At 63.1% G+C, this 21,860-nt stretch carries 21 protein-coding genes; 9 read left to right on the top strand and 12 right to left on the bottom strand.

Annotated elements, in window-relative coordinates; all coding sequences use genetic code 11:
* Positions 1-454: TRAP transporter large permease subunit (locus VK804_RS23910; protein WP_325374825.1), on the top strand; the 454-nt coding region annotated here is incomplete at its 5' end.
* 757 nt (positions 455-1,211) lie between these two features.
* Here VK804_RS23910 and VK804_RS23905 read toward each other — a convergent pair.
* From VK804_RS23905 to VK804_RS23890, 4 genes are all read right to left on the bottom strand, one after another.
* Positions 1,212-1,859 carry a glutathione S-transferase family protein gene (locus VK804_RS23905; RefSeq protein WP_325374823.1) on the bottom strand — a complete coding sequence of 216 codons (648 nt, stop codon included), beginning with the start codon at positions 1,857-1,859 and terminating at the stop codon, positions 1,212-1,214.
* 25 nt (positions 1,860-1,884) lie between these two features.
* Entirely contained in the window at positions 1,885-2,142 is a 258-nt protein-coding gene (locus tag VK804_RS23900) for a hypothetical protein (RefSeq protein ID WP_325374821.1), read from the bottom strand.
* 133 nt (positions 2,143-2,275) lie between these two features.
* Positions 2,276-3,064 (bottom strand): serine hydrolase domain-containing protein, encoded by a 789-nt coding sequence (locus tag VK804_RS23895; RefSeq protein ID WP_325374819.1) that lies wholly within the window; start codon positions 3,062-3,064, stop codon positions 2,276-2,278.
* Positions 3,065-3,120: 56 nt separating this feature from the next.
* Entirely contained in the window at positions 3,121-4,122 is a 1,002-nt protein-coding gene (locus tag VK804_RS23890) for an NADP-dependent oxidoreductase (protein ID WP_325374817.1), read from the bottom strand.
* A 213-nt stretch (positions 4,123-4,335) separates the two neighbouring features.
* Between VK804_RS23890 and VK804_RS23885 the strand changes: the two genes are divergently transcribed.
* Entirely contained in the window at positions 4,336-5,631 is a 1,296-nt protein-coding gene (locus tag VK804_RS23885) for a dicarboxylate/amino acid:cation symporter (protein WP_325374815.1), read from the top strand.
* 12 nt (positions 5,632-5,643) lie between these two features.
* On the top strand, positions 5,644-6,570 hold the full coding sequence (locus tag VK804_RS23880; protein ID WP_325374812.1) for an amino acid ABC transporter substrate-binding protein: 927 nt from the start codon (positions 5,644-5,646) through the stop codon (positions 6,568-6,570).
* A gap of 141 nt (positions 6,571-6,711) precedes the next feature.
* Here VK804_RS23880 and VK804_RS23875 read toward each other — a convergent pair whose 3' ends face one another.
* Together VK804_RS23875 and VK804_RS23870 are read right to left on the bottom strand one after the other, a co-directional pair.
* Positions 6,712-6,972, bottom strand: a complete 261-nt coding sequence (locus tag VK804_RS23875) for a hypothetical protein (RefSeq protein ID WP_325374810.1) — start codon at positions 6,970-6,972, stop codon at positions 6,712-6,714.
* 111 nt (positions 6,973-7,083) lie between these two features.
* Entirely contained in the window at positions 7,084-8,013 is a 930-nt protein-coding gene (locus VK804_RS23870; protein WP_325374808.1) for a RimK-like protein, read from the bottom strand.
* Between the two features lie 377 nt (positions 8,014-8,390).
* Between VK804_RS23870 and VK804_RS23865 the strand changes: the two genes are divergently transcribed.
* From VK804_RS23865 to VK804_RS23855, 3 genes are all read left to right on the top strand, one after another.
* Entirely contained in the window at positions 8,391-9,164 is a 774-nt protein-coding gene (locus tag VK804_RS23865) for a ferredoxin--NADP reductase (protein WP_325374806.1), read from the top strand.
* Positions 9,165-9,363: 199 nt separating this feature from the next.
* Positions 9,364-10,236 carry a patatin-like phospholipase family protein gene (locus VK804_RS23860; RefSeq protein WP_325374804.1) on the top strand — a complete coding sequence of 291 codons (873 nt, stop codon included), beginning with the start codon at positions 9,364-9,366 and terminating at the stop codon, positions 10,234-10,236.
* Between the two features lie 225 nt (positions 10,237-10,461).
* Positions 10,462-12,087 carry an FMN-binding glutamate synthase family protein gene (locus VK804_RS23855; RefSeq protein WP_325374802.1) on the top strand — a complete coding sequence of 542 codons (1,626 nt, stop codon included), beginning with the start codon at positions 10,462-10,464 and terminating at the stop codon, positions 12,085-12,087.
* A gap of 154 nt (positions 12,088-12,241) precedes the next feature.
* On the opposite strand, the gene VK804_RS23850 is transcribed toward VK804_RS23855, so the two are convergent.
* The 6 genes from VK804_RS23850 to VK804_RS23825 form a co-directional block, all read right to left on the bottom strand.
* Positions 12,242-13,552 carry a nitrate/sulfonate/bicarbonate ABC transporter ATP-binding protein gene (locus VK804_RS23850; protein ID WP_325374800.1) on the bottom strand — a complete coding sequence of 437 codons (1,311 nt, stop codon included), beginning with the start codon at positions 13,550-13,552 and terminating at the stop codon, positions 12,242-12,244.
* Between the two features lie 17 nt (positions 13,553-13,569).
* Positions 13,570-15,303 (bottom strand): ABC transporter permease subunit, encoded by a 1,734-nt coding sequence (locus VK804_RS23845; protein WP_325374798.1) that lies wholly within the window; start codon positions 15,301-15,303, stop codon positions 13,570-13,572.
* Positions 15,304-15,499: 196 nt separating this feature from the next.
* Positions 15,500-16,324 carry a transporter gene (locus VK804_RS23840; RefSeq protein ID WP_325374795.1) on the bottom strand — a complete coding sequence of 275 codons (825 nt, stop codon included), beginning with the start codon at positions 16,322-16,324 and terminating at the stop codon, positions 15,500-15,502.
* Positions 16,325-16,352: 28 nt separating this feature from the next.
* Positions 16,353-18,404, bottom strand: coding sequence for a carbohydrate porin (locus tag VK804_RS23835; protein ID WP_325374793.1), 2,052 nt, complete (start codon positions 18,402-18,404; stop codon positions 16,353-16,355).
* Between the two features lie 108 nt (positions 18,405-18,512).
* Entirely contained in the window at positions 18,513-19,175 is a 663-nt protein-coding gene (locus tag VK804_RS23830) for an MgtC/SapB family protein (RefSeq protein WP_325374830.1), read from the bottom strand.
* 172 nt (positions 19,176-19,347) lie between these two features.
* A complete protein-coding gene (locus VK804_RS23825; protein ID WP_325374791.1) occupies positions 19,348-19,596 on the bottom strand; it encodes a hypothetical protein in 249 nt (82 codons plus the stop codon).
* Between the two features lie 320 nt (positions 19,597-19,916).
* On the opposite strand from VK804_RS23825, the gene VK804_RS23820 reads away from it, so the two are divergent.
* The 3 genes from VK804_RS23820 to dmeF all read left to right on the top strand — a co-directional run bounded on the left by VK804_RS23820 (position 19,917) and on the right by dmeF (position 21,806).
* A complete protein-coding gene (locus tag VK804_RS23820; protein ID WP_325374789.1) occupies positions 19,917-20,180 on the top strand; it encodes a metal-sensing transcriptional repressor in 264 nt (87 codons plus the stop codon).
* An 85-nt stretch (positions 20,181-20,265) separates the two neighbouring features.
* Positions 20,266-20,544 (top strand): metal/formaldehyde-sensitive transcriptional repressor, encoded by a 279-nt coding sequence (locus tag VK804_RS23815; RefSeq protein WP_325374787.1) that lies wholly within the window; start codon positions 20,266-20,268, stop codon positions 20,542-20,544.
* 8 nt (positions 20,545-20,552) lie between these two features.
* Positions 20,553-21,806 carry a CDF family Co(II)/Ni(II) efflux transporter DmeF gene (gene dmeF / locus VK804_RS23810; protein ID WP_325374785.1) on the top strand — a complete coding sequence of 418 codons (1,254 nt, stop codon included), beginning with the start codon at positions 20,553-20,555 and terminating at the stop codon, positions 21,804-21,806.
* Positions 21,807-21,860 lie beyond the last annotated feature (54 nt).

Genomic DNA, 21,860 nt, shown 5'->3' with positions numbered 1-21,860 from the left:
CGTCTTTCTCCTCGCGGTCGCAACAATCTTCCAATACCTCATGGGCGTAACCGGCGTACCAGTGTTGCTCGGGGAGGTATTGAAGCCGCTCGAAAGCGCGCAATGGCTTTTCCTGCTCGGCGTCGCGTTGCTGACCATGGTGTTCGGCATGGTGCTCGAAGGACTGCCGGCAGCGGTGGTATTGATCCCGGTAGTGTTTCCGATCGCCACCAAGATCGGGGTCAACCCGATCCATTTTGACATTGTCCAGACCGCTGCCGTCGGCATCGGCCTGTTCCTGCCGCCGATGGGGGTCGGCCTGTTGATGGCGCTGCGCTTCGCCGACCTAAGCGTCGGTGAGCACTTCCGCACCTATCTGCCGTACATGCTGGCGCTGTTCGCCGGGCTGCTGTTGATCATCTGCATCCCGGAGATCAGCCTGACGCTGCCGAGGCTCGCTGGATTGATCAGATAGCGGTCTCGCGGCCGAGACACCTCCCCACACGAAAGTGACCTCGGTTCCGGAACGTCACCAACCGGCATGTGTTGAATCACATTCGCCCGCGTGATGCGGCGAGCTTACCGAAACCTTGGCAAACGGAGGAGGGCGCGATGAAGAGAGCGTTCATCTTTGTAGTGATCCCATGGCTTGCGGCGCTCGGTGCGGTCCATGCCCAGGTGAATCCCCAGGCCAATTCTCAAGCCAATTCCCAAACCGGCCTCCAATCCGGTTCCCAACCCGGTCTCCAGGCTGGTGCCGCGTCAGAATCCGTCGCGGCCGCGCCCGCCACGGCCGCACCGTCCGCTCCCCCAACCGTCGGTGGGACCGGGGCGGCCCCGAGCGGAACGATGCTGTCGCAAACGCCATGCCCGGAAGCCGGTGGCTTGACGGCGCCAGGATGCGCTTCCGATCCCTTGTATGTGCCCAACTGGAACGTGCGGACGTCGTCCGGAGTTTCGGAGACCGTATCGGCGACGGGAGCACCGCCAGGATCGAGTAACGGCATCAGCGCCTCCCCCTCGATCAATCCCCAGGCAGCCGCGCAATTATCCGGCGAGGCATCCAACACGCCGACACAGGTTGCGAATACTACGGCATCGCAAGCGCCCGCCGCTTCCACTCCCGCCTGTTCCGCTTCGGTGCCGTCGACGACGGGCGGCTCGAGTCCAGGCAGTCTGTTCGGTGGAATGTCCGGCGACTGTTAAGAGACGCTGGCGCCGGAGACGGTCCTCTAGGAGAACTCGGCGTCCTGCATGGCCAGCAATTCGAAGGGGGCCTCAAAGCCCGGCAGCGCGGTTATTCGCACCGCCCAGCGCGCCACATTGGTCCAGCGCTTCAGGTCGAACGCGCAGATTTCCGCAAATGCGATGTCGCCATAGCAGAACAGGTCCGCGATGGTGGGCTCAGCCGCGCACAAATAGTCGCGACCGGCGAGATGGCTGTCCAGTACCGACAGCGCGGTCTCCGAACGCTGCCGGTGGTGGGCGGCAATGACGGGATCGACCTGGATCGGCAGCAGGTTGCGCTGGCCAAGCTGAACGCCATAGCAATTGAAGATCGGCGGGAACAGGGTATCGACGTCCCAGTACAGCCATTCCCGGACGTGCTGGCGTGCCGTCGCATCCTTGCCCTGAAAGCGGCCGAGCGTTTTGGCGAGATGCTCCACGATGGCCGCCGACTGGAGATAGGTCTCGCCGTCGTCGATCAGCACCGGCACCTGGGCCCAGCGCGACAGCGCCAGAAATTCCGGTGCCTTGTGCATTCCCTTCTGGAAACTGACATAGCGGAACGAAAACGGCGCGCCCGACAGGCGCAGCATCAACGCCACCTTGTAGGTCGGCAGCGAATGCGGGCTGCCATAGAGCGTAAAACGCTGCATCGATCAGGCTCCCGTCCCGGCGAGGTCAGCCCCCGCGCTTGACCGCCTCATATGCCAGCTGCTTGAACTGAAACGCAAAGGGATGAAAAAATCCCATGTGACGCTGCGCCATCATCACGCCCGCGACGCCTGCCCTTGGCGAGATCCACCATTGCGTGCCCGCCAGGCCGCCCCAATAGAGTTCGCCGGCGGAATCCGCATGTCCGGCCGACGACGGTTTTTCGATCAGCCCGCCCCGAACCCGTGGCCTGGCAGCACTCCGCTCTCGGGGAAGCGCATCCACATGCCCTCAGGCAGCTGGTTGGTCATCATGAGCGCGATCGTGTCCGGTTTCAGCAAGGTCGGACCGCCGGGGAGCAGGCTTCGGATCAACGCCACCATGTCAGGCAAGGTCGAAACCATGCCGGCGCCGCCGCTCAGCCTCGGCACGGGCGCAGATAAGCTCCGGGATAGGGCGCGTTATCGCTGCGCGTCAGTCCCGGCTTCATCGAGTTCATCAGGTCCGCCCCGAGATAATAGGCGACGAGCCGGTCCTGCTTTTTCTCAGGCACCGCGAAGGCGGTGTCCACCATGCCGAGCGGATCGAGAATTTTCGCCTGGACGAATTTGTCGAACCGCTCGCCGCTGACGATTTCGACGAGGCGCCCCAGCACATCGGTCGCCACAGAATATTCCCACGACGTTCCCGGATGATAGATCAGCGGCAGCTCCGCCAGTACCTCGATCATGTCCGCCAGCGGCGTGGCGGGATTGAGCACCTTGCGCTCGTTATAGGCCTTGAAGATCACCGTACCGGGGTCGAACACGCCGTAGCTCAACCCCGATCGGTGGCTCAACAGATGGCGGATGGTGATCAATCCCCTGGCCGGCTCGGTTTCGTCAAGCGAGGTTGCGCCGGCGCGCAGCACGCGGCGGTTGCCAAGCTGCGGGATGAATTTCTCGACCGGATCGTCGAGCTGGAAGCGGCCTTGCTCGAACAGCAGCAGCGCCGCGCAGGAGGTGATCAGCTTGGTATTGGAGAAGGCCCGGAAGATGTGGTCGGCGCGCAGGGAAATCCGCGCTTCCCTGTCGGCCCAGCCGACGCAATTCACGTCCACCAGATCCCTGCCGACCAGTACCGCCGAGGAGACGCCGGGCAGGATGTCGCCATCGACATAGCGGCGCATCGCGGCGCCAAAGTCGTACGCGCCGTCTGCTACATTCATGTTTTCCATCGCCGTCCCTTGCATGAACGTCTCGTCTCGCTTTGATGATTCGACGATTACACCCTGACCATCCGCTTGCCGCGGTTTTCGCCGGCGAGCAATCCGATCAGCGCCTTCGGTGTATTCTCCAACCCCTTGATGACGTCCTCCTGCACTTTCAATTTGCCGGAGGCGACCCAGGATTGCAGATCGGATAGCGCCTCGTCGCGCTGGTCCATGAAGTCCATCACGATGAAGCCCTGCATGATCAGCCGTTTCACCACGATCAGGCCGGGCACGCCGCGCGGCCCGTGCGCCGAGGGCACGCCGTCATATTGCGAGATCGCGCCGCAGCAGGCGATGCGGCCGCGATTGTTCATCTGCGCAAGACAAGCTTCGAGGATGTCGCCGCCGACATTGTCGAAATAGACGTCGATGCCCTTGGGCGCCGCCGCGCGCAGCGCCTTGAATACTGCGCCGTCCTTGTAGTCGACCGCGGCGTCGAAACCGAGTTCGCTAGTGAGCCAGTGGCACTTGTCCTTGCCGCCGGCGATGCCGACCACAGTGCAGCCCTTGATCTTCGCGATCTGGCCGACGATCGAGCCAACCGATCCGGCGGCGGCCGAGACCACCACGGTCTCGCCGGCCCTGGGCTTGCCGATATCGAGCAGCCCGAAATAGGCGGTGAGGCCGGCGATGCCGTAGACGCTGAGGAGATGCGTCATCGGCTCGACCTTCGGCATTTTTGTCAGGTGTTTCGCCGGCACGGCCGCATACTCCTGCCAGCCGGTATCGCCGAATACGAGATCGCCCGCTGCAAGCCCCGGCGCCTTCGACGACACCACCTCGGCGATGCCGCCGCCGGCCATCACGGTGTTGGCCTCGACCGCCGCGCGATAGGTCGCGCCGTGCATCCAGGCCCGGTTGGCGGCATCGAGCGAGATATATCGCACCCGCAGCAAAGCCTCGCCGTCCTTCGGCTCCGGGATCGCCGCCTCGGCCAGCTTGAAATGTTCCGGCCCTAATTTCCCTGTGGGCTTCTCCACCAGCAGGATCTGACGATTGACATTGCCGCTCATGGCATTCCCTCCCCGACATGGCCGTTCTTGATGCATTTTTCCGCGTATGAAACGCGCAAACTGCACAGATTGTGCGCTGCGCACGACGCTAGTCGGCGGCGGCTCAATTCACAACGGGAACATTGTGGCAAACGACCTGAAGGTTCGAAGCGAGTTGCGTCGGCGGCGGAATCTGCCACACTTGGCGTCGTCGGAACTTACGGGGGTAAGAAAATGTCCAACAGGTTTACGCAATACATCCTGATCGCGATGGTGCTCGGCATCGTGATGGGCGCGCTGATCTTCAATTATCTGCCCGATATAAGGGGAGATATCGCCTCGACCGTGAACCTGATCGCGATGCTGTTCCTGCGGCTGATCAAGATGATCATCGCACCGCTGGTGTTTGCGACGCTGGTCGGCGGCATCGCCCATATGGGCAGCGGCGCCAAGTTGGGACGGATCTTTGCGAAGACCATGGGCTGGTTCGTCAGCGCCTCCTTCGTTTCGCTGCTGCTCGGTCTTGTGATGGTCAACCTGCTGCAGCCCGGTGCCAATTTCCCCGGCACCCTGCCGGACAAGGCGCAATCGACGGGATTGCCGGTGTCGGCGTTCTCTATCGAGAAATTCCTTACCCATCTGATCCCGACCTCGATCGCGGATGCGATGGCGCAGAACGAGATTTTGCAGATTGTGGTGTTCGCGGTGTTCTTCTCGGTTGCGCTCGGCGCGATGCCGGAGCGCTCCAAGCAGATCCTCTCGGTGATCGATGATCTCGGCCACATCATGCTGAAGGTGACAAGCTACGTCATGCTGTTCGCGCCGATCGCGGTATGGGCGGCGATCACCGCGACGGTGGCCAAGAACGGTCTGCTGGTGCTGTGGAAGCTCGTCGTGTTCATGGGCGGCTTCTATCTGTCGCTGATGATCCTGTGGGGCATCCTGGTCATCGTCGGCTTCATCGTCATCGGGCCGCGATACAGCCACCTGTTGCGGCTGATCCGTGAACCGCTGATGATCGCGTTCTCGACTGCCAGCTCGGAAGCGGCCTATCCGAAGACGCTCGAGGGCCTCAACCGCTTCGGCGCGTCGGCGCGAATTTCGAGCTTCGTGCTGCCGCTGGGCTATTCGTTCAACCTCGACGGCACGATGATGTACTGCACCTTTGCCAGTATCTTCATCGCGCAGACCTACCATATCGAGATGTCGCTCGGCACCCAGTTCGCGATGCTGGCGACCTTGATGATCACCTCCAAGGGCGTCGCCGGCGTGCCCCGCGCCTCGCTGGTGGTGATCGCCTCGACGCTCGGCCAGTTCGGCATTCCCGAGGCGGGACTGTTGATGATCATGGGCATCGACACCTTCCTCGACATGGGACGCAGCGCCACCAACGTGATCGGCAACTCGCTCGCCACCTCCGTGGTGGCGAAGTGGGAGGGCGAACTCGCGCCCGAACACGCGCTCGGTCCCGACGACGTCGTGCCGCCGGACATGGTCCCCGGCGAAATTCCCGCGATGGCCGGCCATTGACGGGAGCGATTCATGCGCCAGATTTTACGGCGAACGGCGGGGGCCTGCGGCCTGTGGTTGGCGGCGTGCCTGCTGACCACGGCGGCCGGTGCCCAGACCAGCGGCGAAGGGCTTAGCCCGACGCTTGCCAACATCAAGCAGACGCATGTCGTGCGTCTCGGCTACCGCGAGAGCTCGCCGCCGTTCTCGTTCCTCGATCAGGCCAACCGGCCGATCGGCTACAGCCTCGAACTCTGCGAGGCCATCGTCGACGAGATCGGCGTCGAGGTCGACGACGCCAATCTCCGGATCGAATACGTCAAGGTCACCTCCGACGACCGCATTCCCGCTGTCGTGCAGAACAAGATCGATCTCGAATGCGGATCGACCACGGCCAACGCCGAGCGCGCCAAGCAAGTGGCGTTCTCGCCGTTGATGTTCGTGGCCGGCACCAAGCTGATGGTGGCGAAGGCCTCGGGCATCCAGGGAGCGGTCGACCTCAAGGGCAAGACGGTGGTGGTGACAAAAGGCACCACCAACGAGCAGGCGATGCACGCCGTCGACAAGAAATTGTCGCTCGGCCTCACCATCGTGACATCGCCCGATCACGAGCAATCCTACCAGATGTTGTCGGACGGCAAGGCCGATGCGTTCGCGACCGACGACATCCTGCTCTACGGCCTGATCGCGCGGCACAAGTCGCAGGACAAGTTCCACGTCACCGGCGATTATCTGTCCTACGATCCCTACGGCATCATGTTCCGCAAGGGCGAGCCGCAACTCGCCGCCGTGATCGAGCGCACCTTCCACAAGCTCGGCTCCAACCGCGACCTGATCCCGCTCTACAACAAATGGTTCATGGCGCGGCTGCCGACCGGCGAAAGGCTGAACGTGCAAATCTCGCCGCAGCTGGAAGAGGCTTTCAACGTGCTCAACGACACCGAGGGCACGAGCAATTAAGCTCTTTCATTCTCGTCATGCCCGGGCCTGTCCCGGGCATCCACGTCTTGGCGGCATCCAAGAAAGACGTGGATGGCCGGGACGAAGCCCGGCCATGACGGAGGAATTATTTTCAGATGGCCCGATCTCGAGGCCATGTTTTCACGGCTTGATGCCGAACACCGATTTCGTTGCGTTGATCGTGTTGTTGAAGGCGGCCTTGGTCTGGCCGGTCAAGGTGCCGGCCTCGTAAGTCGGGCCGGCCGTGAAACCTGTCTTGGGCCGGCCGACGATGGTGGTCTGGACCTTGGATAGCGTCGCGGCAAAGCTCGTCGTCGCCGAGCCGGCGGCCTTGGTCAGCGCCGTGGTCTGCTGCGAGACGAAGGCTGCCGCGGACGAAGTCACGGATGTGAGGTCGGTCATGCGATGCTCCGGATTCTCGTTTGACGCGTTTTCTTGACGCGAACCGGTCTTCACTTCGCCCGAAAACGCTCTGATACGCGGAAACATCGGGCCAGTATGGTTAACGAGCCGTTAACGGGCTTCATGAAACACCTTGTCGAGGGCGGCGCTGTAGGCATCGTCGACCAGATCGGGATGAAATCGGTTCAGCGATTCCATCATGACTCCGGAATTTATTTCGAGAATCTGTAAGCCGCCATCGACCTGGACGACGTCGATCGATCCGAACCTTATATCGATGGCCTTCGCGGCCTCGATTGCAATCTTGACGCAGGCGTCACGGATTTCTCCCTGCTCCAGCAGGATCGGGCGCGCGCCGGAATCGAGGTTATGGCGCCAATTCAGGACGCGTCGCTGGCCAAGCGGCAGGATCGCGTCGAGGTCGGCTCGATCGAGATCGCCGACCATGCCGGGCAAGACCGCTGATCGCTGTTCAACCGGCGTCGCTGCGAGCGCGAGCTCGAGCAGGGATCGTTTGCCGTCGCCGGTGACCGAAGGGCGGTCCTTGTCGTAGACGACGACAGGGAGATGATCGAGAAGGACCACCCGGACCTCCCGTTCGATATTGACGTAAGGCGAGATGGAGACACTCGCATTCGAGGCAAGCACCCGGTTTACCGCGAGTTCGAGCGCCGGCTTGGTCGACACCATGAAGACCGATTTGCCGGTGGTCCCCTCATTCGGTTTGACGACGATCCCTGAGGGATGCCGCTCCAAAAGACGAAGCATGGCTTCCCACGATCCCCGCGCCGCGACGAACTCGTTCAGCCTTGGGTTCAGGAACAGGGCGTGGGGAATGCAGGCAATGCCGGAAATCTCCAGCACTTCCGCGGTCGCCGCCTTGTCGTTGGCGATCCGATGCGCGATCGCGCTGTTCAATCCGATGTCGTAGCCGAAAGCGAAATGCCGCCTCGGCCCGCGATGCATGACGATGAGCCAGCCTTCGGACCGCAGCTCGATGGCGATGCCATGACGGACGCAGTATTTTTTCACCGCATCCACGAATATTCGCCGGCTGTTGAGCATTACCATCCCGTCAGCTTGTCGCCGGCCACCGGCATTGCCGCCGCGGCCGTTTGGAGTTTGCCTTGATATATCCTTAAAGACGCATCGGAACATAGTCCGGCACCGTCCGGCGCGGCAATTTACTGCTGCCTTATCCGCCATTTGGGCAAGTTAATTGCGCTCCGCGCGACCATCCTTGCAAAATAATTTCAATGCAGTTTTGACGCCTCAATTGCGCGTCAGCGCGTGTTGACTATCTGACGAAGTGGCGTAGGTGAAGCGTCAAATCCTCAATCGCGGCAGGGGTTTTCGCCTCAGTCGGAGGCCACGAAACCGTTCGTTCTACGGTGCGGCAAATCGGAAAAATAAAACACATGAGCGCATTCCATCGAGAGAAAGTTGTTTCCGTCCGGCACTGGACCGATACGCTTTTCAGCTTCCGGGCCACCCGCAATTCAGCCTTCCGATTCCAGAATGGGCAATTCGCCATGATCGGGCTGGAGGTCGACGGCCGCCCGTTGCTGCGCGCCTACTCGATGGCAAGCGCCAATCACGAGGACGAGCTGGAATTCTTCTCGATCAAGGTCGCCGATGGTCCCCTGACCTCGCGGCTGCAGAAGATCAGGGAGGGCGACACCATCCTGGTCGGGCGCAAGGCGACGGGAACGCTGGTCGCCGACAATCTGATTCCGGGAAACCGCCTGCTGCTGCTGTCGACCGGCACCGGGCTCGCGCCGTTCGCGAGCCTGATCAAGGATCCGGACGTCTACGAGCGGTTCGAGAGCATCGTGCTCGTGCACGGCTGCCGCCAGGTATCCGAGCTCGCCTATGGCGAGGAGTTGGTGGCGAAGCTGCGCGACGATGAGCTGTTCGGCGAATTGCTGGCCGGAAAGCTTCAGTATTATCCGACCGTCACCCGTGAGCCGTTCCGCAACCGCGGCCGCATCACCGACCTGATCACCTCAGCGCAATTGTTCGACGACATCGGCCAGGAGCCGCTCGACATCGCGACCGACCGCATCATGATGTGCGGCAGCCCGGCCATGCTCGAAGAGCTGCGGGCGATGTTCGAGGCACGGGGTTTTGCCGAGGGCTCCAACAGCGAGCCCGGCCATTTCGTGATCGAGAAGGCGTTCGTGGAGCGGTGATGCGTCATCGTCATTCCGGGGCATCGCGCAGCGATGAACCCGGAATCTCGAGATTCCGGGTCTGGTCCTTCGGACCGTCCCGGAATGACGGATCCCACAACCAATGTTGATAGTGCTTCCCGCGCATCGGCTGCTATAAACCTCTCCGAACGCCGCGTGGCCCATCGCCAACGGGGCGAGTGCGGGAGCGAACGCGACTTTGTCCCTTTCTGACCATGCCGGCCCCGCCAGGACGGCCCTTGTACTCGCGGGCGGCGGCAGTTTTGGCGCCATTCAGGTCGGGATGATGCACTCGCTCGCCGCCCATGGCGTATCCGCCGATATGGTGGTGGGATCCAGCGTCGGCGCGCTCAACGGCGCCTATTTTGCCGGCGATCCCACGCTGAAGGGCGTGCTGCAGCTGGAAACCATCTGGCGCGGCCTGACGCGGCACGACGTATTCCCGATCACCTGGCGGACGCTGGCCGGATTTCTCTGGCGCCGCGACTTCCTGATTCCGCATGACGGCATCGCCAAGCTGATCGACGATCATCTGCCCTATCGCGACCTGCAGGACGCCAGGCTTCCGGTGCACATCGTCACCACCGATATCGTGACCGGTGAAGCCGTGGTGCTGTCGGAGGGCTCGGCGGCGCAGGCGATCATCGCTTCGACCGCGATCCCCGGGGCCTTCGCGCCCGTCCGCTACAAGGATTTCTACCTCGCCGACGGCGCGATCTCTTCCAACACGCCGATCAAGGTCGCGGTCAAGATGGGCGCGCGTCGCCTGATCATCCTGCCGACCGGCTATGCCTGCGCCACCAATGCCCCGCCGGTCGGCGCGGTGGCCAACGTGCTGCACGCGCTGACGCTGCTGATCGCGCGGCAGTTGGTGAGCGAGCTGGAAGACCTCGCCCCCGATATCGAATACTATGTGGTGCCGCCGCTCTGCCCGCTGGTGGGTTCACCCTACGACTTCTCGCGAACCGCCGATCACATCGAGCGCGCGATCCGCTCCACCGATGCATGGCTAGCGCAAAATGGCCTTGAACAAACCGGAATTCCAGACGAGATGCGGCCGCACAACCACTGAGCCGTGGAGGAGCCGATCAGGCTACGTTGCAGCGCAATAATCCGCGCGTCGGGCGAAATGCCGATGCCGTGAAACGGATTGATTCGCAGTCCCGGAATTCGCTAGCGTCAGGGGTGTCATATCAGCGACCTCAGGGTCGGATATCGTGGTACTGCAGTGGTGTGATGGCCGCATCCGATTGCGGCTGAAGAGCAAAAATACGGCGGAATCTGCCGGAGGGATGTCATGGAAACGTTGATGCTTCCGTTTTCGCCACGCTTCATCGTTCTCACGATTTGCGCCGTCGTCACGGCGCTGCTGCTCGGCATCGGGCTGGTCGATCACAAGGCATTCGACCTGGTGCTGATCCCGATGCTGATCTTCGGCGCGCTGACGCTGCTCGGGATTCGCGATCTCACGCAGAAGAGCCATGCGGTTTTGCGCAACTATCCGATCGCCGCGCATATGCGCTTCCTGCTGGAAGAGATCAGGCCGGAGATGCGGCAGTATTTCTTCGAGAGCGAGAAGGACGGCATGCCGTTCTCGCGTGACACCCGCGCGCTGGTCTACCAGCGCGCCAAGATGGTGCTCGACAAGCGCCCGTTCGGCACCCAGGAAGACGTCTATCGCGAGGGCTATGAATGGATGCACCATTCGGTCGCGCCGAAGGTCCATTCCGGCGAGAAATTCCGCATCACCATCGGCGGCCCCGATTGCGCGAAACCGTATTCGGCGTCGGTCTTCAATATTTCGGCGATGAGCTTTGGCGCGCTCAGTCCCAACGCGGTGCGCGCGCTCAATGCCGGCGCCAAGAAGGGCGGCTTCGCGCATGACACCGGCGAGGGCGGCTTCAGCCCCTACCATCAGGAGAACGGCGGCGACATCATCTGGGAAGTTGGTTCCGGCTATTTCGGCTGCCGCAACCGCGACGGCTCATTCAACCCGGAGGAATTCGCCCGCGTCGCAGCCTCCGACCAGATCAAGATGGTCGAACTCAAGGTCAGCCAGGGCGCCAAGCCCGGTCACGGCGGCGTGCTGCCGGCGGCCAAGGTTTCCGAGGAGATCTCCAGGATCAGGGGCGTCGCGATGGGCGAGGACTGCATCTCGCCGGCCTGCCACGGTGCGTTTTCGACGCCGCTGGAGATGATGGCCTTCATCGCCGAGATGCGGCGGCTGTCCGGCGGCAAGCCCGCCGGATTCAAGCTCTGCATCGGCCATCCCTGGGAATTCCTGGCGATCTGCAAGGCGATGCTGCAGACCGGAATCTATCCCGATTTCATCGTGGTCGACGGCAATGAAGGCGGCACCGGCGCGGCGCCGCTCGAATTCATGGACCATCTGGGCATGCCGATGCGCGAAGGCGTCAGTTTCGTGCACAACGCGCTGATCGGTATCAACGCGCGCGATCGCATCCGGATCGGCGCCGCCGGCAAGATCGCCACGGCCTTCGACATGGCGCGCGCGATGGCGATCGGCGCCGACTGGTGCAATTCGGCGCGCGGCTTCATGTTCGCGCTCGGCTGCATTCAGTCGCTGTCCTGCCACACCGACCGCTGCCCGACCGGCGTCACCACGCAGGACCCGACCCGCCAGCGCGCACTGGTGGTGCCGCACAAGGTCGAGCGGGTCTACAATTATCACCACGCCACGCTGCATGCGCTGGCCGAACTGCTCGCCGCCGCCGGGCTCGAACATCCGCAGCAGCTGCGGCCGATCCATTTCTCGCAGCGCAGTTCGACCACCGACGTGCAGACCTTTGCAAGACTCTATCCGTCGCTGCGTCCGGGCGAATTGATCGACGGCACCAGCGATCCCCGCTTCCGCGAAGCCTGGGCGATGGCGCGGCCGGAGTCGTTCCAGCCGGCGGGGTGATGACTCTGCTCCATCGTCGTCCCGGTGCAGACGGCAGGATGGGTGGAGCGTCAGAGGCTGGGCATGCCCAGCCTCCATAGCGATACCCATCAATCGCGAAGAAGATGGTGGGTTTCGCGAAGGGCTCAACCCACCCTACGAATTCAATGCGAATTCAATGCGGGTTCTCCAGGCTGAACAGTTCCGACTGTTCGTCGTAGGCGAACAGCTCGGCGTAGCGCGCCCATGACACGATGGTCTTCAGCGTCTCGTCGGCCTGGTCTTCCGCCATGTAATCCTCGAGCTCGTTGCGGAAGCGCGCGGCGGGCGCGGTGTGCGAGGGACGCTCGTCCAGCACACGGCGGATCAGGCCCATGACGGGCACATAGTTGATCAGATGTTCGGCAAACAATTTCTTGCGCGCGTCGGTCTCCAAATGGGCGAAGCGCTGGCCGGCCTCGGTCAGCACCAGGTCGCCCTCGCTCAATTGGGCGAAGCGCAACAATTGCAGGGATTCGCCGAGGTGGAAGATCTCGTCGGCTTCGAGCTGCAGCTGGCCGGCGAGCACCGGCAAATCGGCGCGCCCATTATAGGGCGGCGCCGCCAGCGTCTCGATCAGGCCGGACAGCACGTTGGAGGAGACGTGCTGCAGGATCATGCCGACGCCGGTGCCGTGAATGCCCTCGACCGTCGGGCTTCTCGGCTCCGCGCGCTGCGTCATGCGGGCATAGATGCTGTCGACCAGCTGCCGGAAGGTCGGATCGAGCCGGTTGCGCGGATGCGGCAGGTCGACCTTGATCTCGGCGGCGACGCGGCCCGGATTGGACGAGAACACCAGGATGCGGTCGCACATCAGAACCGCCTCCTCGATATTGTGCGTCACCATCAGCACCGACTTGATCGGCAGACGGCCTTCGATCCAGAGATCGACCAGGTCGGTGCGCAGCGTCTCGGCGGTCAAGACGTCGAGCGCCGAGAACGGCTCGTCCATCAGCAACAGGTCCGGATGCACCACCAGCGCGCGGGCGAAGCCGACGCGCTGGCGCATGCCGCCCGACAATTCCTTGGGGTAGGCGGACTCGAAGCCGTCGAGCCCGATCAGGTCGATCGCCGCCAGCGCCCGCTTGCGGCGCTCGGCGGCATCGATCCCGAGTGCCTCCAGTCCGAGTTCGACGTTCTGCAGCACCGTCAGCCAGGGAAACAGCGCGAACGACTGGAACACCATGGAGACGCCGTTCGGCGGCCCCACAATGGTCTCGCCGCGGCATTTGGCGTTGCCCGAGGACGGCGTGATCAGCCCGGCGATGATACGCAACAGCGTCGACTTGCCCGATCCGGAGCGGCCGAGCAGGCCGACGATTTCGCCGGCATGGATCGTCAGGTCGACCTTTTCCAGGACCAGAAGCTCCTCGCCGCTGCCTTTCGGGAACGACCGGCAGACGCCGCGGATTTCGAGCAGGTTGGTTGGCTTGGCAATGTCGAGCATGGGTTTTCCCTCCGGGATCAGCCGAGGCGAAGGCGGCGTTCGCCGAAGGCATAGAGCGGCCTCCAGAGCAGCCGGTTGAACAGCGTCACCAGGATACACATGATGGCGATGCCGAGCACGACGCGAGGGAAGTCACCGGCCTCCGTCGCTTCGGCAATATAGGCGCCCAACCCCGTCGCCGTCAGGTGGGTATCGCCCCAGCTTGCGACTTCTGCAACGATCGAGGCGTTCCACGATCCGCCGGAGGCGGTGATGGCGCCGGTGACGTAATAGGGGAAGATGCCGGGCAGGATCACCTTGATCCACCAGCGCCAGCCGCCGAGATGAAAGCTGCCGGCGGCCTCGCGCAAATCGGTCGGAAAGGCGCTGGCGCCCGCGATGACGTTGAACAGGATGTACCACTGGGTGCCCAGGATCATCAGCGGCGAAAGCCAGATGTTCGGATCGAGGCTGTAGCGCACGATGATCACCACGAATACCGGGAAGGCGAGGTTGGCGGGAAACGCCGCCAAGAACTGCGCCAGCGGCTGCACCCGCTCGGCGAGTTTCGGCCGCAGCCCGATCCAGACCCCGATCGGCACCCAGATTAGCGACGCCAGCGCGATCAGCACGATGACGCGCAACAGCGTGGCGAAGCCGTGGCCGAAGGCGATGAGGATATCCGACGGGGTCAAGGTGGCCGAGAGATATTGATAGGCCCTCCAGCCGGCATAGCAGGTGCTGACGGCAATGATCAGAAGCCAGATCGCGTCGACGATTCGTGACGGTGGCCCGCCCTGCGCCCGCATCCGCAACGCCGCCGGCAGCGATATCTTGAAATTTGAGAACGTCCGGTTCAGCGCGGCGAATGGCAGCGTCAGGGCGCGCAGCGCCCGTGTCCGCCGGAACAGATCGAGCATCCAGGAGGTCGGCGCGGTGCCGGAGGCGGTCTGCTCGAAGCGGAACTTGTCGGCCCAGGCCACCACGGGGCGAAACATCAGCTGGTCATAGGCGATGATCACCAGCAGCATGGTCAGGATGGCGTAGCCGATCGCGGGCAGGTTCTGCTTTTCGATGGCGAGCGCGACATAGGAGCCGATCCCGGGCAGCGTCACCGTGGTCTTGCCGACGGTGATCGATTCGGAGGCCACCACGAAGAACCAGCCGCCCGACATCGACATCATGGTGTTCCAGATCAGGCCCGGCATCGCGAACGGCACGTCGAGCCGCCAGAAGCGCTGCCAGCCGCTGAGATGGAAGCTCTGCGAGGCCTCCTCCAGATCCTTCGGCACGTTGCGGATCGACTGGTACATGCTGAAGGTCATGTTCCAGGCCTGGCTGGTGAAGATCGCGAACACGCAGGCCAGCTCGGCGCCGAACACGCTGCCGGGGAACAGGTTGAGAAAGAACACCACGGTGAAGGTGAGGAAGCCGAGAATCGGCACCGACTGCAGGATGTCGAGCAGCGGGATCAGCACCATCTCGGCGCGCCGGCTTTTCGCCGCCAGCGCCGCGTAGACGAAGGTGAACACGATCGAGCAGGCGATGGCGAGCAGCATCCGCATCGTGGTGCGCAACGCATAGAGGGGCAGGTTCGAAGGATCGAGCGTGACAGGCGCGACGTCGAGCGCCGACAGCGGCAGCGTGGTCTGCTCGCCGCCATAGACGATCAGGACCATGGCGCCGACCACCAGAATCAGCGCCACCGCGTCCCAGATGTTGGGCCGCAGCGCCTGCCCCAATCGCGGCGAGAGAATTTCCTGAAGCGTCATGAGGTCGTCTCTGATACGGGGGCAGGGAGATATTCGATCGGGCTGACGACCGCTGGTCTGACCGAATCGGATGGATTTCTTCTATTCAGACCGGCGCGACAGCGGTGTGACAACGAATATCATGCAGGGGACCACAACTCTCTCAAGATTGGCATGTCCGGTTGTGTCCCCGCAAGACAGACAGCAAAGACCTGTCTCAGCGCGCCGATACACGAAACAGGCCGTCAAGTCGAAAAGAATATCCGACGCCGAAGATGTAGGTGGGAGAGTTTCGGTTGAGGCCGAAGCCGATGTGAAAATCGACCTGCTGGGTTTTTGTCAGCAAATATTCCCCGCCGCTGTTGAAGAGGCTCATGCTGGCGCCGCGGCTGGGATAGTCCCCGACATATTCGACGAACAGGGAGGTCCGCTCGGTCATCTTCTTTTCCAGCACGAAGGTTGCCTCGGTGGTCTGCTGGTTCGATGGGTCGGCAGGAAAGAAGAATGACGTGACCATGCCGCTGGTGCCCCAGCCGCCGCCAAGTTCGTGCGACCATGGGAATTGCAGATAGGGCTGCAGGCCGGGGCCCGTTATCTTGACAGAACCCGTGGGCAATCCGGCGCCGGCGGTCACCGACAGGTTCCACTGCTCGGGAAGCGAGTTCAACTGCCATTTCACGGCCGGCACCAAATTGCCGAAGCCGCTATTGGCGTCGCCCTGCAGCTTGCCCGTGTAATTTGGCAGGTCGACCAGGATTTCGAGGCACGGCGCGATCCCCAGCCTCCACCTGCTGTTGGTGCCGTCGAAGGTCTTTTCGAAGTCCCGCCCGGTCGTGTTGATTCCATTCTCATTCTGCAGGCTGCCGACCGGGACCACGAGGCTCGAATTTGTCACGTCCGGCCGGTCGGTCGCGATTTCCGACGCCGATGTCGGGCATTCGCCGGCGTGCGCTGCGCTCGGCTGGTTCGTCGTCGCGAACAAAGACAGGATCGCCAGCGCGCTCCGCCCGAATCTCAGCCACGGAATATCTCGAAGCGGCATCAGCGGCGCCTTGTTGAGAACTCGCCGGTCAGAACTGCGTGTGGATGCGCGAGGCGATCACCGACACCGGTCCGCGGTCCCGGTTATAGGCGGGGTTGGTGATGAACTGATAGTCGAACGTGAGCTGCCAGGCCTGGATCGGGATCTGGTAATAGGCCTCCAGGATTTTCTCCGGGCCAGGATGCGGCAGCATTCCGTCTCCGATCAAGGCGGTCAATCCGCCGGCGGCAAGATAGGCCTGATGCTCCTTGGAGATGGTATTGACGACGCCGGCAAGCCCAAGCGTATCGCCGGTTCGCCCCCAGAGCGAGCCTGACAGCGAGGCGCCGGCGGCGGCGGTTGCGTCGACATCGGTGAATGCGTAGGCCTCGAGCTGGCCGGGCGTGTATCCCGCGCGCGCAAACAGGCCGACACCGGGCATGATCTGTTGCTCCAGATTGGCCGTGATGCCGGTCTTGCTGGTGTAGGTCCGCACCAATGAGAGGTCCGGTGCGGCGCCGGTCTGCGCGGCAAGCGCGACCGCGTCGGCAAAATTCCCCAGCCGCGCGCGCGTCAGATAGCCTGTTACTGCGATCTTGCCGGGCTGATCCCACAGCGAGTAGCGGCGTTCGATTTCGCCGACCATTTGAAACTGCCCGAAGGTCGGGTCCAGATCGGTACTGTTCGGGACCACCGGGCCATCGAACACGCCGCCGCGGAATGTCCATTGACCGGTGTACCATTCGACGGCGCCGCCATAGGTGAAGGCCCAGGCGTCTGCGGCGTAGTCGAAGGCCCCGGTATTGACCAGGGTCCAGTTCAGGAAATCGCCGCGCGGATCATGGGCATATTTGTTTTGGTCGAAGATATCGACGACGCTGAACTTGCCGACCGTGATCACCAGCCGGTCCGCGGTCTGGGTCCCGGCAAACTGGGTGAGGCCGGCGTCGACCTTCTGAACATCGCCGCCGAGGTCGATGGTTTGCCGGAGGAATGCGCGCGGCACCCGCGCATAGGGATAGGCCTCGCCGACCTTGTAGGCCTCGGCGCTTGGAAATCCGGCGACGCCGAACGTCCCGCTCAGGCCGAAACCCTGATCGATCTCCGGGTTGATCCAGATCTCCGCTCCCTTCCAGGGGCGAAAACCCAGATACACATCGAGGTCGAAAGTCTCCCTCCCGGAATCCGAGGCGAGGCTGTTCTGCCCGGCATAGGGGGCGCGAAAAGGCGCCGCATATTGCGTCACCAGCGTGGCCTGTCCATGCACGGCGAAATTGCTGGTGTCCAGCGCCGGCACGCCCTTGACGAATACGTCGCTTTTCAAGGGATCGGCGCCAAGCTGGTAGTTGAGGCCGAGCCGGAAGCTCTGCATCTCGAGGTCGGAGTTGAACGTCTGTGCCGATGCGAGAAAGGGTTTCGGCCTGCCGCTGAAATCGGTCGCCAGATATTCGAGTTTGGCGCTCCAGTTCGGCGCGATCGGCACTTCCACTCCGGCGCCCGCGGCCCAACCCCATCGCCACAGCAACTGCGCCTCGGTCGTGCCGACCGTCGCGGTGCCACCCGCCGGCATTCCCGCCAGTTGCGTGCGTGTCAGCTTGTCGTAGGCCCAGGCGACGCCCCCGGTGCCATAGACCAGCCAACGGCCGAAGGTGTAACCGATCCGGCCCCTTGCCGTGCCGAATTCCAGGACGGTATCGTTGTAGCTCGCCTGCCCGACCAGCGGCGACGAGAAGATCTGCGTCCCGGCGATGGTGTTCGGGGCCGAGGCATCGGCCTCGAACCCGACCAGCAATCGCGAATTCAGCATGTAATTGTAGCCGGCCTGCAGTCCGGCGAAATAGCTCCCGGTGCCCTTGAACGCATCGTAGGAGTTGAAGAGATCGATGGAGCCGTTGAGGGTCGGGATGGCGGCGCCCGCCTCGGTCGCGTTCCAGTTGGTGTTGCCGGTCGCATATCCGAAATGGCCGCCGATGTAGAAGCCGGTCCAGTTGAAGACAGCGGCGGGTACCGGCGCCTTCACCGGTAAATCGGCAGCGCTCGCGGCAGACCACGCCGATAGCGCGATGCCGATGCCGCCCCCGATCCTGCAGATCGCCTTCATCACGCGCCCCACTACCCCAACCGACGTTAGATCAAACGAAGGTGACATTCATTTCCAAGCATTATTGCGACTCATTCGCATATAGCAAGACTGCCCTGTTGACAGCTACTATTCCAGCCCGGTCTCGACACTCCAACTGGCGGCGGAAACCGTCGGCTCGAGGCTGAGGCGGCCGACGGCCTGCTCGAGAATGGCGTCGTTCTTCGACGGAGATGTCAGCTGGGCCGTGACCTCGACGCGGCCGCTGTCCTCGAGGTCGGTGCTGTCGAGCTGCCGCAGGCTGAGCTGGCCGCTGCCGGCGCTTTGCAGCAGCAGCGCGCGGACATGGGCCTCCTCCGGGCTGCGGCAGACCACGCGGACCCGATAGTGAAAATCGGTCTCGGTCTGCGCGATCGGCTGCCGGTTGATGACCCGGACCAGCGGCCGCAGGATCAGATTGACGAGGACGACAAAGCCCGTGGCCAGCGCCGCGTGCAGCGGATGGCCGCTGCCGGCCAATAGCCCGACCGCCGCCGAGCACCACAAGGTGGCCGCGGTATTGAGGCCCGAGACCTGCATCCCCTCGCGGAAGATGATGCCGGCGCCGAGAAAGCCGATGCCGGAGACCACCTGCGCCGCCACGCGTGTCGGACTGTCCTCCCCTGGAATCAGACCGGAGAAGATCACAAAACTCGCCGCGCCGATCGCGACCAGCGTATTGGTGCGCAAGCCGGCCATCCGCTGACGCCATTGGCGTTCGAATCCGATGCATGCGCCCATGATGGTGGCCATGGCGAGGCTGATGGCGGCCTGATCGATCGATCCGTTCACGACGAAATTCCTGTTCCTCTTACTGGCGCTTTCGCCGGCGGCGACGGGCTAACCATGCCCGCACCGCTGCAGCCATCGCGTTCCTGAGTAAGACAGTTCGAAGACGGTTATGTGAAATGCGGCGCTGGCCCGATCACGCCTCCATTGCCAGGGCTGGTTTCGGCAAATCGCCATCGGCCTGCCAGCGGCATTCGAGCCGGCCGTTGCGAACGATCCAATGACAGGCCAGTGCCGGGGTTGGAATCCGGCGCCGGCCCTTCGGGCGGCGAAAACCCGGAAGGTTGTCATTGGAATGGGAATGGCTGGAGAAGGCGGCCACGCGGCGCCGCAATCCTGCAAATCGGAAGTCGACAAGTCCGGATTTCGCGAGCGTCTCGAACATCGCTCACCTCCATGTCCGCATTGTGCGGCTGGCCGGTGAGCGAAATGGTCAGCTGGGCGCGACCATACCACTCACGCGGCGAAAGCCGGCGCGATTGATCTTGATGTCTTGCGGCAGCGCTTGCCCGGTCATCGCCGGGGTGACGTTGCCAAAGGTGGTACTGCCCATGGGCTCTTCATCAGGGTTGAAAGGGCCGCCTTGAACGCAAGCGTTCGCGGCAGCATTCGGCAAGTATGCCCGACGCTTCAAGGTGTCAAGTTATTTTTCCGTATCCTGCCGGGAGGATGGCTGTTATCCTCCCGGGAGGATAGGAGAAATATATGGACCATCCGCATGCCGCAATTGCCCGGCGCCTGAAGCGCGCCAACGGCCATCTCGAAACCATCATTGAAATGATCGAAGGTAACCGCCCCTGCGCCCAGATCGCGCAGCAATTGCAGGCGGTGGAGAGCGCGATCGAGAGCGCCAAGAAGGCGCTGATCCACGACCACATCAGCCACAGCCTCGAACGATCGTTCGAAACGGCGGGCGCCAAAGGCCGCGCCGCGCTGCGCGACTTCAAGCTGATCGCGAAGTATTTGTGAGGCGCATCCCGGACGGTCTTCCGCCAAGCCGGATCGCCCCGGCCTCGGGTTGACGTAGGATAGGGGGGTATCCTATATTGGCAATATGTCACATACCATCAAAGACAAGAAGAAGCTGCTCGCCCGCGTCGGCCGGATTCGCGGCCAGGTCGAGGCGATCGAGCGGGCCCTGAACGAAGAAGCCGGATGCGAGCGCATCATGCACATGATCGCCGGCATCCGCGGCGGCGTCGCCAGCCTGATGGCCGAGGTGGTGGAGGATCACATCCGCACCCATCTGGTCGATCCCCAGAAGAACCCCGGGGCGCTGAACGCGGAAGCCGCCGACCAGCTGATCGACGTGGTCCATACCTACCTGAAGTGAGAACGCTCATGATCGAGCCCAACCACGGCGCGGCGGCGGCTTTTCACAGCCATGTCTTTCTCGGCAAAGGCCACGAGAGGAGCGAGCGTAAGACCTGGACGGTGATCTGGCTGTGCGGGGCCATGATGATCGCCGAAATCGTCGGCGGCCTTTTGTTCGGTTCGATCGCGCTGGTGGCGGACGGCTTGCACATGTCGACGCATGCCGGCGCGCTGCTGCTGGCGGCGCTGGCCTACACCTACGCCCGCAAGCACGCCGAAAATCCCGCCTTTACCTTCGGCACCGGCAAGCTCGGCGATCTCGCCGGCTTCACCAGCGCCATTGTGCTGGCCATGATCGCGCTGTTGATCGGCTACGAATCCGTCGCCCGCATTTTCAGTCCCGTGCCGATCCATTTTGCCGAGGCGATTCCGATCGCCTGCCTTGGCCTTGCGGTGAATGTCGCAAGCGCATGGCTCTTGAGCGGGGGTGGGGATCATGACCACGGCCATGGCCACGGCCACAGTCATGGCCACGCGCATGAAGGCCACGGCCATGATGAACGGCATGAGATTGCGACCTCCGATGGAATCGTCGTGCTCGAAATCTTTGAAGACGGCGTCCCGCCGCGTTTCCGGCTACGGGCCGCCGACGGCTCCGCCCTGCTGGCGCAAGCATCGCCGATCGAAACCATGCGTCCCGACGGAACGCGGCAGCTTTTTGAGATGCGGGCTCGAGACGGCTTCCTGGAATCCATCGACGAGATCCCCGAACCGCACGCCTTCACCGCGACGGTGCGGATCGACGAGCAGAGCTATCCGGCGAGGTTCGAGGAACACGAACACGCGCACGGCTCGACCGCCCGTGACAACAACATGCGGGCAGCCGTGATCCACGTCATGGCCGACGCCGCGGTGTCGGTGCTGGTGATCGCAGGCCTATTGCTGGCGCGCGCCTTCGGCTGGCTCTGGATGGACCCGCTTGCCGGCATCATCGGCGCCGGCGTCATCGCCAGCTGGTCCTACGGCCTGATCCGCGACACCGGCGCCATCCTGCTCGACATGAATCCCGACAAGGGCATGGCCGACAAATTGCGCGAAGCGGTCGAGACGGAAGGGGATACGCTCGCCGACCTGCATCTGTGGCGGCTCGGGCCGGGACATCTCGGGGCGATCATTTCGGTCGTCACCAGCAAGGCGCACGATGCCGACTACTATCGGACCCGGCTCGCCCGGTTCAAGTCGCTGTCGCATCTGACGGTCGAGGTCTTGCACCGATCGTGAATTCCGTGCCCTCTTGCGGTCGTTGATCATGCGCTGTCCGTGCGTCCGAGGGGA

It is taken from the genome of Bradyrhizobium sp., assembly GCF_035484855.1.
GTDB lineage: Bacteria > Pseudomonadota > Alphaproteobacteria > Rhizobiales > Xanthobacteraceae > Bradyrhizobium.
Note: the sequence above shows the minus strand (reverse complement) of the source record. Positions and strands in the feature narration are given on the sequence as shown.

Excerpts from the sequence above, each read along its gene's own strand:
- VK804_RS23880 (WP_325374812.1), top strand. The coding sequence starts at position 5,644 with ATGCGCCAGATTTTACGGCGAACGGCGGGGGCCTGCGGCCTGTGGTTG.
- VK804_RS23855 (WP_325374802.1), top strand. The coding sequence starts at position 10,462 with ATGGAAACGTTGATGCTTCCGTTTTCGCCACGCTTCATCGTTCTCACG.
- VK804_RS23865 (WP_325374806.1), top strand. The coding sequence starts at position 8,391 with ATGAGCGCATTCCATCGAGAGAAAGTTGTTTCCGTCCGGCACTGGACC.
- VK804_RS23905 (WP_325374823.1), bottom strand. The coding sequence starts at position 1,859 with ATGCAGCGTTTTACGCTCTATGGCAGCCCGCATTCGCTGCCGACCTAC.
- VK804_RS23850 (WP_325374800.1), bottom strand. The coding sequence starts at position 13,552 with ATGCTCGACATTGCCAAGCCAACCAACCTGCTCGAAATCCGCGGCGTC.
- dmeF (WP_325374785.1), top strand. The coding sequence starts at position 20,553 with ATGATCGAGCCCAACCACGGCGCGGCGGCGGCTTTTCACAGCCATGTC.
- VK804_RS23890 (WP_325374817.1), bottom strand. The coding sequence starts at position 4,122 with ATGAGCGGCAATGTCAATCGTCAGATCCTGCTGGTGGAGAAGCCCACA.
- VK804_RS23825 (WP_325374791.1), bottom strand. The coding sequence starts at position 19,596 with ATGTTCGAGACGCTCGCGAAATCCGGACTTGTCGACTTCCGATTTGCA.
- VK804_RS23815 (WP_325374787.1), top strand. The coding sequence starts at position 20,266 with ATGTCACATACCATCAAAGACAAGAAGAAGCTGCTCGCCCGCGTCGGC.
- VK804_RS23875 (WP_325374810.1), bottom strand. The coding sequence starts at position 6,972 with ATGACCGACCTCACATCCGTGACTTCGTCCGCGGCAGCCTTCGTCTCG.
- VK804_RS23895 (WP_325374819.1), bottom strand. The coding sequence starts at position 3,064 with ATGAATGTAGCAGACGGCGCGTACGACTTTGGCGCCGCGATGCGCCGC.
- VK804_RS23820 (WP_325374789.1), top strand. The coding sequence starts at position 19,917 with ATGGACCATCCGCATGCCGCAATTGCCCGGCGCCTGAAGCGCGCCAAC.
- VK804_RS23840 (WP_325374795.1), bottom strand. The coding sequence starts at position 16,324 with ATGCCGCTTCGAGATATTCCGTGGCTGAGATTCGGGCGGAGCGCGCTG.
- VK804_RS23830 (WP_325374830.1), bottom strand. The coding sequence starts at position 19,175 with ATGGCCACCATCATGGGCGCATGCATCGGATTCGAACGCCAATGGCGT.
- VK804_RS23845 (WP_325374798.1), bottom strand. The coding sequence starts at position 15,303 with ATGACGCTTCAGGAAATTCTCTCGCCGCGATTGGGGCAGGCGCTGCGG.
- VK804_RS23835 (WP_325374793.1), bottom strand. The coding sequence starts at position 18,404 with ATGAAGGCGATCTGCAGGATCGGGGGCGGCATCGGCATCGCGCTATCG.
- VK804_RS23885 (WP_325374815.1), top strand. The coding sequence starts at position 4,336 with ATGTCCAACAGGTTTACGCAATACATCCTGATCGCGATGGTGCTCGGC.